The organism is Nocardioides sp. NPDC059952, from assembly GCF_042730435.1.
In the GTDB taxonomy this organism is placed as follows: domain Bacteria; phylum Actinomycetota; class Actinomycetes; order Propionibacteriales; family Nocardioidaceae; genus Nocardioides.
Genome location: NZ_JBHWLY010000071.1, coordinates 1 through 13762, shown reverse-complemented (window position 1 = coordinate 13762; position 13762 = coordinate 1). Strand labels below are relative to the sequence as shown.

11 protein-coding genes are annotated in these 13762 nt (G+C 69.1%); 5 read left to right on the top strand and 6 right to left on the bottom strand.

What is annotated here, in order from left to right; genetic code table 11:
• The first annotated feature begins 1 nt into the window (after position 1).
• Positions 2 to 2734, top strand: a complete 2733-nt coding sequence (locus ACFV9G_RS24200) for an SNF2-related protein (protein WP_378730759.1) — start codon at positions 2 to 4, stop codon at positions 2732 to 2734.
• 164 nt (positions 2735 to 2898) lie between these two features.
• On the opposite strand, the gene ACFV9G_RS24195 is transcribed toward ACFV9G_RS24200, so the two are convergent.
• From ACFV9G_RS24195 to ACFV9G_RS24180, 4 genes are all read right to left on the bottom strand, one after another.
• Positions 2899 to 4056, bottom strand: a complete 1158-nt coding sequence (locus ACFV9G_RS24195; RefSeq protein WP_378730757.1) for a 5-(carboxyamino)imidazole ribonucleotide synthase — start codon at positions 4054 to 4056, stop codon at positions 2899 to 2901.
• Positions 4057 to 4150: 94 nt separating this feature from the next.
• A complete protein-coding gene (locus ACFV9G_RS24190; protein ID WP_357338992.1) occupies positions 4151 to 4450 on the bottom strand; it encodes a winged helix-turn-helix domain-containing protein in 300 nt (99 codons plus the stop codon).
• Between the two features lie 249 nt (positions 4451 to 4699).
• On the bottom strand, positions 4700 to 5650 hold the full coding sequence (locus ACFV9G_RS24185; RefSeq protein WP_378730754.1) for an adenylate/guanylate cyclase domain-containing protein: 951 nt from the start codon (positions 5648 to 5650) through the stop codon (positions 4700 to 4702).
• A 24-nt stretch (positions 5651 to 5674) separates the two neighbouring features.
• Positions 5675 to 6478 (bottom strand): biotin--[acetyl-CoA-carboxylase] ligase, encoded by an 804-nt coding sequence (locus ACFV9G_RS24180; protein WP_378730752.1) that lies wholly within the window; start codon positions 6476 to 6478, stop codon positions 5675 to 5677.
• Between the two features lie 45 nt (positions 6479 to 6523).
• Here ACFV9G_RS24180 and ACFV9G_RS24175 point away from each other — a divergent pair, with 45 nt between their 5' ends.
• From ACFV9G_RS24175 to ACFV9G_RS24165, 3 genes are all read left to right on the top strand, one after another.
• Positions 6524 to 8131, top strand: a complete 1608-nt coding sequence (locus ACFV9G_RS24175; RefSeq protein ID WP_378730750.1) for an acyl-CoA carboxylase subunit beta — start codon at positions 6524 to 6526, stop codon at positions 8129 to 8131.
• 163 nt (positions 8132 to 8294) lie between these two features.
• Positions 8295 to 8507, top strand: coding sequence for an acyl-CoA carboxylase subunit epsilon (locus ACFV9G_RS24170; RefSeq protein ID WP_378730748.1), 213 nt, complete (start codon positions 8295 to 8297; stop codon positions 8505 to 8507).
• 27 nt (positions 8508 to 8534) lie between these two features.
• Positions 8535 to 9881 (top strand): glycosyltransferase 87 family protein, encoded by a 1347-nt coding sequence (locus tag ACFV9G_RS24165; protein ID WP_378730746.1) that lies wholly within the window; start codon positions 8535 to 8537, stop codon positions 9879 to 9881.
• On the opposite strand, the gene ACFV9G_RS24160 is transcribed toward ACFV9G_RS24165, so the two are convergent.
• Together ACFV9G_RS24160 and ACFV9G_RS24155 are read right to left on the bottom strand one after the other, a co-directional pair.
• Positions 9848 to 11143: a hypothetical protein gene (locus ACFV9G_RS24160; protein WP_378730744.1), complete on the bottom strand. Its 1296-nt coding sequence runs from the start codon at positions 11141 to 11143 to the stop codon at positions 9848 to 9850. The two genes, ACFV9G_RS24165 and ACFV9G_RS24160, sit on opposite strands and share 34 nt — an antisense overlap.
• On the bottom strand, positions 11136 to 11693 hold the full coding sequence (locus ACFV9G_RS24155) for a SigE family RNA polymerase sigma factor (RefSeq protein ID WP_378730742.1): 558 nt from the start codon (positions 11691 to 11693) through the stop codon (positions 11136 to 11138). Before ACFV9G_RS24155 ends, ACFV9G_RS24160 begins: the two co-directional genes overlap by 8 nt.
• 93 nt (positions 11694 to 11786) lie before the next feature.
• Between ACFV9G_RS24155 and ACFV9G_RS24150 the strand changes: the two genes are divergently transcribed.
• Positions 11787 to 13466, top strand: a complete 1680-nt coding sequence (locus tag ACFV9G_RS24150; RefSeq protein ID WP_378730740.1) for a DUF885 domain-containing protein — start codon at positions 11787 to 11789, stop codon at positions 13464 to 13466.
• Positions 13467 to 13762 lie beyond the last annotated feature (296 nt).

Genomic DNA, 13762 nt, shown 5'->3' with positions numbered 1-13762 from the left:
GATGGATCGACCTACGAGCACCGACGTCGTTGTCAGCGCGCCACCGAACCCGACCGCGGTCGAGCGGTTCACCGGGCTGACCAAGGCGGAGCGCAAGGCGCTGCCATCCCGGCTGCGGGAGGTCTCGTCCTGGTCCCGTCAGGCTCGGTCGGCAATCGGCGCCCGGGCCGAGATCGAGCACGAGGCGGCCGAAGCGGTCGACCACTACCGGGAGAGCGCGGCCGAGCTGAAGCGCGCCGCCCAGGTGGCCTGGCGCAGCATCGGGCTCGACCGGAACGACGGACCTCGGCTGGCCGCGATCGCGCGGCGGCACGCGCTCGACCCCGTCGAGGGGACCACCCAGGAGCTCGTCGACGCGCTGACCGCCGCCGTGGAGGACGTGGCGCAGGCGAAGAAGGCGGCCGGTGCCCGTCGGCTGTTCGTGCGCGGGAGCCGCCGCGAGGACGCGGAGCTGGCCGGCCGACGGATCCTCGACCTGCATCGCTGGGCCGGCGAGGTCCAGGCACCGGCACGGCTCGGCGAGCTGAGCAGGCTTCCGGCCCGGCGCCGGGTGCGGATCCGCGAGGCGCTGCTCCCGAGCGTCGGCCTCCTCGAGGCGCTCGCCGGGCTGGGCTCGGAGGCGGTGCTGGCGCCGCGCAAGGGCGTCCTGGTGCTTCGCAACGAGGGTGAGGCTCTCAACGAGGCCAGGCGATCCGAGGAACCCGCGCGCCGTGCCGCGACCGACGCCGCCAACGCGGTCCGGAGCGCGGACACCGACACCGCGGTCAGGTCGCTGCCGGTCGACGATCTCGCCGACCTCGTGCGCATCGACCCCCTTCTCGACGCCGGCATCCGCACCGTCCACGAAGTCATCCATCCCACCTCTGACCTGCGAGAGCTCCCCGGGGTCGGCCCGGCCACGGCGATGCGGATGCAGGAGGCCGCGCAGGCGCTGTGGCAGCGCACCTACGACGAGATGCCGCTCGCCATCGACCACGAGCGCCGCACCCCGGCGGCCACCAGGCTGCTCGCGCGGCTGGCGGAGTGGGAGGCCGGGAGGCGTACGAAGGACGCGGGGGCGGAGCTCGCCCTGGTCCAGTCGCTGCGGCCGCTGACCCGGTCGCTCACTCAGCCGTCCAAGGGCGGCGCGAGGTTCCATCTGATCCTGGCCAACGCGGCCAGCCTCGAGGACTTCCAGAGCGCGCTGCGGGCGATCGCCCACCGAGCCGAGATGGCCCGCCGGATCCGTCCGGGCAACCGGCCGGCCGACCCGTGGGAGGACTTCGAGAAGCGGCCGGCCGACTACTACGCGATGCTCTCCGAGCTCGGCTTCCTCACCGAGGACGAGGACAAGATCCACGGTGACCTGTCCGCCGAGATCATCGAGGCGGTGCGTGCCCAGGACCTGCGCACCAACAACCTGACCGCCTCGCTGCGCGGCTACCAGCACTTCGGCGTCCGGTTCGCGCTGGTGCAGATGAAGGTAATCATCGGCGACGAGATGGGGCTCGGCAAGACGCTCCAGTCACTGGCCGTGCTCGCCCACCTGCACGCGATGGGCGCGTCCCACACGCTGGTCGTCTGCCCCGCTGCCGTGGTCACCAACTGGGTGCGCGAGACCGACTCGAAGACGACCCTGATCCCCCACCGTCTCCACGGCAACCGCCGTCTGAAGGCCGCCAAGATCTGGGTCGAGCAGGGCGGCGTCGCGGTGACCACCTACGAGACGCTCAACGCGATCCAGCCGTTCCTCGACCAGGTCGAGGTCGCCTGCGTCGTGGTCGACGAGGCACACATGATCAAGTCCCCGCGCACCCAGCGCACCGAACGCGTACGCCGCGTCCTCGACGCCTCCGAGCGCGCCATCCTGCTCACCGGCACGCCGATGGAGAACCGCATCGACGAGTTCCGCAACCTGGTCTCCTATCTCCGCCCCGACCTGCTGCTCTCCGCCGACGAGTTCAACCCCCACCGGTTCCGCAAGCAGGTCGCCCCGGTCTACCTGCGCCGCAACCAGGAGGACGTGCTCACCGAGCTCCCCGACCTCGTCGAGGTCGAGGACTGGCTGCCCCTGTCCGTCGCCGACGAGCGGGCGTACGCCGAATGCGTCCGCGACGGCAACTTCATGGCCATGCGCCAGGCCGCAATGCTTCAGGGCACCTCGTCGGCGAAGGTCGAGCGGCTGGTCGAGATCGTCGGCGAGGCCGAGGAGAACGGCCGTCGCGTGATCGTGTTCTCCCACTTCAGGAAGGTCCTCGACGACCTGGTCACCCTGCTGCCGGGCGAGGTCTTCGGGCCCCTGACCGGATCGGTGCCCGCCGAGGAGCGCCAGCAGATGGTCGACGAGTTCTCCGCGGCCGGACACGGTGCCGTGCTGGTCACCCAGATCGTCGCCGGCGGGGTGGGCCTCAACATCCAGTCGGCGTCGGTCGTGGTCATCTGTGAGCCCCAGCTCAAGCCGACCATCGAGTGGCAGGCCATCGCCCGCGCCCGCCGGATGGGCCAGCTCCAGTCCGTCCAGGTCCACCGCCTGCTCTCCGAGATCGGCGTCGACCAGCGCATCCACGACATCCTCGCGGCCAAGGCCGAGCTCTTCGACGACTTCGCCCGGGTCAGCGCCACCGCCGCCAGCAGCCCCGAAGCGTACGAGACCTCGCACCCCGAGGACCCCTCCACCACCCTCGCCGCCGAAGCCTCCGACGCCGAGATCGCCCGCGACGTCGTCGCCACCGAACGCCAGCGCCTAGGCCTCTGACCCCCGCCGAATCTGTAGTTCTGGCGGCCGAGACCTCACTTCTGGACGCCGAGTCCTCAGTTTTGGCGCGCGAGTCAGTGGTTCTGGCGTTTGCAGAACTACCGACTCGATGTCCAGAAGTGCAGTTTCGACGCCCAGAACTACAGATTCGGCGAGGGTCGAGGTCAGTCGGAGTCGTTGCCGAGGTCGCCCTGGAACCAGTCGGCGGCGTGGCGGGCGCGCTCGAGACAGTCGTCGAGGTCGTCGCCGTAGACGTTGACGTGGCCGACCTTGCGACCCGGGCGCATCTCCTTGCCGTAGAGGTGGACGCGGAGGTGGGGGTCACGGGCCATGGCGTGGGGGTAGCCGTCGTAGAGGCGGCCGACGTTGTCCCGGGTCGAGCCGAGGATGTTGACCATCACCGACCACTTCGCGCGGGGCGCGGGTGAGCCCAGGGGCAGGTCCATGACCGCACGCAGGTGGTTCTCGAACTGCGAGGTGACGGCGCCGTCCTGGGTCCAGTGGCCGGTGTTGTGGGGGCGCATGGCGAGCTCGTTGACGAGCAGCCGGCCGTCGACGGTCTCGAACATCTCGACCGCCAGGATGCCGACGACGCCGAGCTCACCGGCGATACGCAGCGCGATCTGCTCGCCCTCGACGGCGAGCTCGGGCGAGAGGTCGGGCGCCGGAGCGATGACCTCCTTGCAGACGCCGTTCTCCTGGTAGGTGTGCACGACCGGGTACGCAGCGGCCTGGCCGCTCGGCGAACGGGCGACGATCGCGGACAGCTCCCGACGGAAGTCGACGAGCTCCTCGGCCAGAACCTGGACCCCCGCCTCCTCGGCGACACGAAGCGGCTCGGCGACATCAGCGACGTCGCGTACGACCCAGACGCCCTTGCCGTCATAGCCGCCGCGGGTGGTCTTGAGGACGCACGGGAACCCGAACGCCTCGACCTCGGCCGTGGACGACACGATGGCGTTGCGCGGGCACGGGATACCGAGCTCGGTCAGCCGAGCGCGCATGACGCCCTTGTCCTGGGCGTGCACGAGCGCGTCCGGGCCGGGGCGGACCGCCACTCCGGCGGCCTCGAGCGCGTGCAGGTGCTCGGTCGGGACATGCTCGTGGTCGAAGGTGACCACCTCGCAGCCCTCGGTGACCTTCTTCAACGTGTCCAGGTCGCGGTAGTCGCCGACCATCTGGTCGGGGATGACCTGAGCGGCCGACACGCCCTCGCCCTCGGCGAGAAGCCGGAGCGGGAGGCCGAGCTCGATTGCGGGCTGAGCCATCATGCGGGCCAGCTGGCCGCCGCCGATGATCGCGAGTGTCGGTGCGAGGGTCACGGCGACAGCGTAATGAGACTGCCCCGCCGGGGCCGATTTCGCGGATCCCCCTCACGCAATCCGCGAAACCTGACCCCCGGCAGTTGGACGAAGGTCAGGCCTTCTCGAAGCGCAGGCCCTTGCCGCGCAGCGTGGTGATCAGATGGGGCTTCCGGGGGTCGTCGCCCAGCTTGCGACGCACCCATCCCAGGTGTACGTCGATGGTCTTCGACGAGGTGTAGAAGGTCGCGTTCCACACGTCCCTCATCAACTCGTCGCGGGAGACGACGTTGCCAGCCCTCCTGATCAGGGCGTGAACCAGGTCGAACTCCTTGCGAGAGAGCGTCAGCTCCTCATCGTTCCGCCATGCTCGCCGTGTCTCCGGGTCGAGCTTGATCTCCTGTACCTCGATCATGAGACCGACATTAGGGAGGTAAAGAGCCCTTGGCAAAGGATTGCACGATATTGCCACTGACATCTTCATGCCAATGTGCAACGAAATGGGCATGACGAACGTGCGCCCCCGAACGGCGCACTCAACCATGCCCACCAAGGCATGGCCAGGTAAAGCCGTCGCCACCCCGTGTTGATCGACTGTTAATTACAACGGAATGTGAACAGATCTGCGAAGTCGCAGGTCAGCAACGCCCTCGAAGGTCACGATTCAGACACGGCGAACCGCGACGGGCTCCACGATCCCGAACCCTCGCACCGGTCGAGCGGCCAGGCGCCGGGTCTCGAACTCGTCATCGGGCATCGTCCCGGCGGTCGCCTCGTCGATGATGATCCGGTTGCGGCGAGCGACGGCGGTCAGCCGCGCGGCCATGTTCACGGGCGGCCCGAAGACGTCTCCGAGACGCGAGACGACGTTGCCGGAGGCGAGCCCGACACGTACGTCCGGCATCCGCGGGTCCCGGCCGATCACGTTGATGATCCCCTCCGCGGTGCCGTAGGCCTGGAGCGGGTCGTCGTTGACGAAGAGCACCGAGTCGCCGAGCGACTTGATGATCCGGCCGCCCCAGGTCGCCACCACGTCGGCACACCGCGACTCGAAGAGCTCGACCAGGTCGCCGATCTTCTCCTCGGTCAGCGTGTTCGACAGCGCGGTGAACGAGACGATGTCTGCGAACCCGACCGTCTGCCAGACCGTGCCCAACTGCTCCTCGGGGCCGGCGACCGACGCCTCGGCCCGAGCGAGCGCGGCGCGCGTGTGCCGGCGCCAGGCGAAGATCATCATCTCCTCGAACGCGCTCTCGAACTGCTCGGAGACCGAGACGGTCGCCTTCAGCAGCTCGGCGGGCGTCCGGTCGTCCTCGTTCTGGGTCTCGACGTGGTGCAGCAGCGCGGAGACCTCGTAGTCGGACAGGCGCGCCATCGACTGCCCGATTCCGCGGGTCAGGTTGACGACGAGGTCGAAGCTGACCAGCCCGTTGCCGGAGATCTCGTTGGCCTTGGCCAGGGCCTGCACGTCCGCCTCGTCGAAGAACGCCTCGTCGTCCTTGATCTCCGGGAACCCGAGAGCTCGCCACAGACGCTTCGCCTGCTCCAGGCTCACGCCGGCCTTCTCGGCGACCTCCGCCGAGGTCAGGTTGACGGGCTGCTTCGATTTCGCCACGAACAGATCATGCCATTCGGTACGTCACGACCGCCCGCGGAGCCGGGCGTGGATGACGTCGCCCGCGCCGACCATCCGCGACCCGGCGTCGGTCGCGATGACCAGCCGGCCGAAGTCGTCGATCTCGGTGGCCCTGCCCTCCCAGACCTCCCCGCCCGGAAGCTCGGCACGTACGTGCTCGCCGATGGTCACCGACAGCTCCCGGTAGCGGCGGGCGAGCTCGTCGGGGTCCGACCCCCAGATCTCGTACGCAGCCCCCAGCTCCTCCAGCAGCGCGGCAAGCATCTCGGTGCGGTCGACGGGTGCCCCGCTCTCCAGCTCCAACGAGGTGGAGGTCTCGATCGGCAGCTCCTCGCGCGTCAGCGAGGTGTTGAGCCCGAACCCGATCACTGCGGCCGCGCCTTCGGACGTCTCGATCCGCTCGATCAGGATCCCGCAGACCTTGCGACCTTCGATGAGCACATCGTTGGGCCACTTCAGCCCGGCTGCGTACCCCTTCGTGCGCAGTACCGACGCGACCGCGACTCCGGTCATCAGCGGCAGCCACGGCCACCGCTCGACCGGGATCGAGGGCGAGGGCCGCAGCAGTGCCGAGACCGTCAGCGCCGATCGCGCCGGGGTGATCCACCCCCGGTCCAGGCGCCCGCGGCCGGCGGTCTGGTGCTCGGTGGTGATCACCAGGCCCGGCTCCTCGCCCGAGCGCGCACGCTCGGCCAGCGCGGCATTGGTCGAGGGTGTCTCGTCGAGGATCTCGAAGCGCCACCCGCCCGGCAGCGCTTCGAGCCGGGAGCGGTCAAGTGACGGGCGTCGCATCGCGAAAGGTGGCACGGGATTAGATTGACCCTCAGACCGCACGAAGTCCAAAGGAGCAACGTGAGCGCCGAACCGACGAACGAGCCAGTCATCGACCTGCACACGACTGCCGGGAAGCTGGCCGAGCTGGAGCGTCGTGTTGACGAGGCCGTCCATGCCGGTTCCGCGAAGGCGGTGGAGAAGCAGCACGCGAAGGGGCGTCAGACCGCTCGTGAGCGGATCGAGATGCTGCTCGATGAGGGCTCCTTCCAGGAGGTCGACGAGCTGGCCCGGCACCGGTCGGTCGCGTTCGGGCTGGAGAAGAACCGGCCCTTCGGTGATGGCGTGGTCACCGGCTACGGCACCATCGAGGGCCGCCAGGTCTGTGTGTTCTCCCAGGACTTCACCGTCTTCGGTGGATCCCTGGGCGAGGTCTACGGCGAGAAGATCACCAAGATCATGGACCTCGCGATCAAGACCGGCTCCCCGCTGATCGGGATCAACGAGGGCGCCGGCGCCCGAATCCAAGAAGGCGTCGTCTCCTTGGGCCTCTACGGCGAGATCTTCAAACGCAACGTCCACGCCTCCGGGGTGATCCCGCAGATCAGCCTGATCATGGGCAACTGTGCCGGCGGGCATGTCTACTCCCCGGCCGTGACCGACTTCACGATCATGGTCGACAAGACCTCGGCCATGTTCATCACCGGGCCTGATGTGATCAAGACCGTCACCGGTGAGGACATCACCATGGAGGAGCTCGGCGGCGCCCTGGCCCACAACTCCAAGTCCGGGGTGGCCCACTACATGGGCACCGATGAGGCCGACGCGATCGACTACGTCAAGGCCCTGCTCTCCTACCTCCCGTCGAACAACATGGAGGAGCCCCCGGCTTTCGAGGAGACCGCGGATCTGGAGATCACTGATCTGGACCGGGAGCTGGACACCTTCATCCCCGATGGCGGGAACCAGCCCTACGACATGCACGAGGTCATCGCCCACATCGTCGATGATGAGGAATTCCTCGAGGTCCAGCCGCTGTGGGCACCCAACATCCTGATCGGGTACGCCCGGATCGAGGGCCGCCCCGTGGGCATCGTGGCCAACCAGCCGATGCAGTTCGCCGGCTGTCTCGACATCGACGCCTCCGAGAAGGCCGCCCGCTTCGTCCGCACCTGCGACGCCTTCAACGTCCCCGTGATCACCTTCGTCGACGTGCCCGGGTTCCTGCCCGGCACCGACCAGGAACACAACGGCATCATCCGCCGCGGCGCCAAGCTGATCTACGCCTACGCCGAGGCCACCGTCCCCCTGGTCACCATCATCACCCGCAAGGCCTACGGCGGGGCCTATGACGTGATGGGCTCCAAACACCTCGGCGCCGACATCAACCTGGCCTGGCCCACCGCCCAGATCGCGGTCATGGGCGCCCAGGGCGCGGCCAACATCGTGCACCGCAAGACACTGGCAGCGGTCGAGGCCGCCGGCGGGGACGTCGAGGCCAAACGCGCCGAGCTGATCGACGAGTACGAAACCACCCTGGCCAACCCCTACATCGCCGCCGAACGCGGCTACATCGACGCCGTCATCCCACCCCACGAAACCCGCGCCGAAGTCGTCCGCGCCCTGCGGCTGCTGCGCACCAAGCGCGAGACCCTGCCCGCGAAGAAGCATGGCAATATCCCGCTCTGATGCGAGCGCAGCGAGCGAGGAGCGGGATATTGCCTGCTTCTTCGCAAGCGCGCCGAGTCGGCGCAAACGGACCGCAGCGAAGCGAAGCGAGCGAGGACCGGATTGCGCCGACTCGGCGAAAGCCCGACGTAAGCCAAGCTGAAAGACGAAAGGTGGTCACGGAGTGACCGACAACCAGGAGCAGAAGCCCCTGCTCAAGGTCATCGACCAGAACGCCACCCCCGAAGACGTGGCCGCGATCGTGGCCGTCTTCGCCGCGATGGGTTCAACCGAGGCCCCGAAGAAGAAGCCACGCTCCTTGTGGAGCACCCCACAGCTGCGTACGCCTCTCCACCCCGGCCCCGGAGCCTGGCGCGCCAGCGGGCTGCCCCGCTGACGAGGACGGCAATGTCATGATCGCTGTGTGATCACCTTCTCTCGGCGATATCTCCTGGTCACCCTGGCATGGCTGGTGACCCGGGGGTGGGTGGTGATCCTCTACGGCTTCCCGGCCGCTGCGCAGGAGCAGTTCTCCTGGTGGGGCACGGAGTGGGGCGTGGTGGGCGACGTGAACTACTACCGCGACAGCCTCGGCGGCCTCGCCCAGGACGGCGTCGCGGGGACGCTGGTCGAGTATCCGGTGCCGGCGCTGCTCCTGCTCTGGATCCCGTACGCCGCGATCGGCCTGCTCGATCTGGGCGGCGAGGCCTACATCGTGGCCGTGCTGGCGATGGCGGCGCTGACCGATCTGCTCTTCATGGTGCTGCTGATCCGCAACCGCCGCGGGAAGCACCCGAGGTTCGGGATCTCCGGCGCGGAGGCGTTGTGGCTGGTCGCGGTCCCAGCGCTGGGCGCGACGGCGTACGCCCGCTTCGACCTCTTCCCCGGGATCATGGTCGGCCTGGCGGTGCTCTACGCGGTCACGAGACCGAAGGTGGCCGCGGCGTTCGCCGCCTTCGCCACCGGCGCGAAGTACTGGCCGATCCTGGTCATCCCGGCCCTCGCCGCAAACCGCGCCACCCGCCGCGGGGTCATCCTGACCGTCGCCGGCACCGGCATCGCCCTGGCCGGGCTGAGTCTCGTCCTCGGTGGCTGGGACCGCCTCTGGACGCCGCTGAACTACCAGAGCGAGCGGGGCCTGCAGATCGAGTCGGTCTTCGCGACGCCGGCGATGTACGCGTGGGGCCACGGCGGTCCGGAGAGCGGCTACGCCATCGACTACACCGAGTGGAAGGCGTACGACATCAGCGGCCCGCGCGTCGAGGCGCTGCTCCTCGCGGCGACGGTCGCCTCCGTGGTCGCCGGGGCCCTCGTCATCGTCTGGTGGGTGCTCGCCTGGCGACGCCTCTCCCGCGGTGAGCGGACCGAGGAGACGATCGTCTGGCTGGTGCTCGCGACGGTGGCCGCGTTCCTGGTGACCAACAAGGTACTCAGCCCTCAGTACATGCTCTGGCTGCTCCCCGCCGCCTCCGCCGGACTGGTCCTGCTCCGCGGCCGGGCTCGCCGGCAGCTCGGGATCTGGTCGGTCGTGCTGGTCGTGGTGACGCTGCTGACCCACGAGATCTTCCCGCGGATGTACGGCTACATGCTCACCTTCGACGACATCGGCTCACCGTGGATCACCGAGGTGCTGGCCTGGCGCAACGGCCTGCTGGTGCTGCTCTTCCTCTACGCAGCCTGGCGCACTACTCGGTTGCTGGCCGTCCTCCCCGAGCGGGGGCGGCCAGCAACCGAGGGTCAGGGGAGGCAGACCTTGGCGACGTCGCCCTGAGCCGAGTAGATCGTGACCGGCTCCTCGGCGAAGACCGGCCGGCAGGCCGCCGCGGTGAGCTCGTGCACGGTGGTGCCGTCGTAGAACCCGTGGTCGTCGCAGTTCTCGTAGTTCACGTAGACCTCCCCGGGCTCGCCTCCGTCGCGGAAGATCCGCAGGATGACGTACGCCGTGACCGGCTGCCCCGCGGCACAGTTCTGCGGCGTGTTGGGACCGGAGCGGGCCGGTGCGCTCGTGATCGCCTCCACGAGGCCTTCGGCGTCATCGCCCGTGATCTCTCGGGACCCGGTCAGTGAGGCCGAGGACGGCTCGTAGCGACAGATCGCGATCGACTCCGGGGCATCGCCCGCAAGCGGCGAGGTCTTCGGGTCGGTCTTCGGCCGCACCGGGTCGCCCTCGGCCAGCGGCGAGGAGGTCTCGCAACCGTAGGGGTCCTTCGCCACGGTCCGCAGCGAGCCCTTGATCTCGTAGTTGACCTTCTCGTCACCCGGACCGGTGAGGATCGTGGCGTAGGCGTCGCTCTCCCCGACCTGGACCCGGGTCAGCAGCCAGCCCTGGTGCTCCCAGGAGCCGGTCTGGAGGGTGGCGCCCTTGCCCGGCTTCTCGATCAGGACGTAGGGCTGCCACAGCGAGAACGGCACCTTGCCGAACTGCGGCGGGAAGTCGCGGTCCTTGGTCTCGTTGCAGGCGATCGCCGGCACCGGCTGATTGGTGATGTTCGCGACGTAGGGCGTCCGCGGCACGGTGTCCCACTGGTCACCCGGCTCCGCGATGCACTCCGGCAGCGCCGGTGCCGTGGCGTCGGCCCACTCCTCGGGCACCTGGAAGGCGATGTCGTAGCGGACCGCCCAGCGGTTCCCGTCGGCCGGCGCGGGCAGGTCGGTGCGGCCGCGCTCGACGTAGGTGCCTTCGGGGGCCGCCTCGTCCGCACCGAACGCCTTGGGCGCGTCGCCTGCACTGTCCTCGTCTCCGGAGGCGTCGCTCGCGGCCGTGCTCTCACCACCGCCACCGGTGGGCTGGAGGTTGGCCACCACGCCACCCAGGCCGACGACTGCCAGCACGGCGGCGGCAGCAGCCAGGATCCAGGGCGCCTTCCGGCGTCCGGGAGACTTCTCCTCGGTCTTGTCACGCTCGTCGGACAGGTCGGCCGGTCCAGACTCTTCAGACGCCCCGGGGATCGCGAGCTTCCGCGGCTCGAAGCCGTCGGCCGCACGGGCCAGGGCGGCCCGGAAGGCCCGCTCCTCGCGCTCGAAGTCACTCATTGTCAACCCCCTCGTTCCCTCTCTGATCAACAGAGCCTTGCTCGTTCAACCGCTGCCTCAGCTTGGCCAGCGCCCGATGCACGTGTGAGCGGGCCGTCGCCTCGGCGCAGTCGAGCACCGTCGCGATCTGCGCGAACGAGAGGTCCTCGTAGAACCGGAGAACCACCGCCGCTCGCTGATTCGACGGCAGCGTCTGCACCAGCGCCCACGCCTCGTCCGCGTCTCGCTCCTCCGGGCCGGGCTCATGCCTGGTCGCCATCGGCTCGACGTCCTCGACCAGCACCAGCCGGCGCCGCTTGCGCCAGCCGCTGATCGACCCGTTGACGATGCTCCTCTTCACGTACGCCTCCGCCGTCCCGGACGCCGCCAGCGACTCCCACCGCGGCAGCGCACGGGCGAGGGCGTCCTGCACCAGGTCAGGAGCGTCGGAGTTGTTGCCGGTCACCAGGTAGGCGAACCGCTGCAACGCGGGTCCCCGAGAGGCCACCCAGGCACCGAAGTCTGGCTCGCCCGCCTCCTCGTGGGCATCCACGGACACCTCCTCTGGCACGTTCACACACCTCCTACGCGAAGTCTGTCGTGTTCGTTGCGTGTAGCGGGGAATTGAGTTGCCCAAAGACGTCCCGGTCCTAAGGTTGGCCGGGTGACCCGAAACGTAGACGCCCGCACCGACCGCTATGTCGAGGAGCTCTGCGCCCTCGACCCGCTGACCGCGACGTACGTCGGTGTCGCCGGCCACGACACGGAGCTCCCCGACCTCTCCCCCGACGGGATGACGGCCGTGGAGGAGCTCAACCGCGTGGCGTACGCCGACGTGGCCGCGATCGAGCCGGTCGACGAGCGTGAGCAGGTCGCCAAGGACGCGTTCCTGGAACGGGTCGGGCTCGACATCGAGTTCGCCGAGGCGCAGCTGGACCGGAAGTTCGTCTCCGTCATCACCAGCGGCATCCACAACCTGCGCGAGGTCTTCGACCTGATGCCGACCGGCACCGAGGACGACTGGGCAGCGATCGGCGCCCGGCTGGCCAAGATGCCGGACGCGGTCGCGGGCTACACCGCAACCCTCCGGGAGGAGGCGGCGGCCGGACGGGTCTCGGCGACGGCTCAGTACCAGAAGGTCGCCGACCAGATCCTGAGCTGGACCGGGCAGAAGGGGGCCGGCGACTTCTTCGCCGGTCTGGTCTCACGTGCCCCCGAAGCCACTCCTGCCTCCCTGCGCGCCGAGCTCGAGGCCTCGGCCCGGAGGGCCAACGAGGCATTCGCCGAGTTCGGGCGCTTCATGGCTGACGACCTGGTCCCGAACGGGCTGCCGAAGGAGGCCGTCGGGCGCGACCACTACCAGCTCTCCTCACGGCGCTACCTGGGCGCCGAGATCGACCTCGAGGAGACGTACGCCTGGGGCTGGGAGGAGCTCAAGCGACTCTCCGACGACATGGAGGCCACTGCCGACCGGATCCTGCCGGGCGCGAGCGTCGTCGAGGCGGCAGCCCATCTCGACAAGGACCCCGCGCGGCAGCTGACCTCGACCGACGCGCTCAAGGAGTGGATGCAGACCACCGCCGACCGCGCCATCGTCGAGCTGGCCGACGTGCACTTCGACATCCCCGAGCCGGTCCGCCGGATCGAGTGCATGATCGCGCCCACCACCGACGGCGGGATCTACTACACCGGCCCCTCCGAGGACTTCTCCCGGCCCGGCCGGATGTGGTGGTCGGTGCCCGAGTCGGTCACCTCGTTCGGCACCTGGCGCGAGCTGACCACGGTCTACCACGAGGGCGTACCGGGCCATCACCTCCAGGTCGCCCAGACCGCCTACCGAGCCGAGCTGCTCAACCGCTGGCAGCGGCTGATGTGCTGGGTCTCCGGCCACGGCGAGGGCTGGGCGCTCTACGCCGAGCGCCTCATGGACGATCTCGGCTACCTGGACGACCCCGGTGACCGCCTCGGCATGCTCGACGGGCAGTCCTTCCGGGCCGCGCGGGTGATCATCGACATCGGCATGCATCTGGAGCTGACGATCCCGGAGGACAACCCGTTCGGCTTCCACCCCGGCGAGGTGTGGACCCCCGAGCTCGGCCGCGAGTTCATCGGTCAGCACTGCCTGATGGAGGACGCCTTCCTCGACTTCGAGGTCGCCCGCTACCTCGGCTGGCCGGGCCAGGCGCCGTCCTACAAGGTCGGTGAGCGGATCTGGCTCCAGGCCCGCGAGGATGCCCGGGCTCGGGCCGGGGCGGCCTTCGACCTGAAGGCCTTCCATCGCGCCGCGCTGGACCTCGGGTCGCTCGGGCTCGATCCGTTGCGGGCGGCGCTGGGGCGGCTGTAGTCGTTGGGCTTGGTCAGAAGATTTTGGTCGTACGCCCGGGCTGCTGCGTCCTGGTTGTTGCCGTCTCTTCGGGGCTGGTCTGGGCCGCCGACCCTGTCCTCGAGTGTTTCTCGCCCTGCCCCGGAGTCAAGGACGGCCTGCGGCCGCCGGCTTCGCCGGCCGCTTCGCGGTCCTGGACTCCGGACCATGTCGAGAAAGATTTGACGCTTCTATGTTCTGTCAAGCTCCTGGTTCGCGGTGGATGGTGTTGAGGGTGCGGTAGAGCTCGCGGGTGATGTAGCGCTTGAGGCATCGGC

Coding starts and splice junctions, on each gene's coding strand:
- ACFV9G_RS24190 (WP_357338992.1), bottom strand. CDS start 4,450: ATGATCGAGGTACAGGAGATCAAGCTCGACCCGGAGACACGGCGAGCA.
- ACFV9G_RS24200 (WP_378730759.1), top strand. CDS start 2: ATGGATCGACCTACGAGCACCGACGTCGTTGTCAGCGCGCCACCGAAC.
- ACFV9G_RS24160 (WP_378730744.1), bottom strand. CDS start 11,143: ATGAGTGACTTCGAGCGCGAGGAGCGGGCCTTCCGGGCCGCCCTGGCC.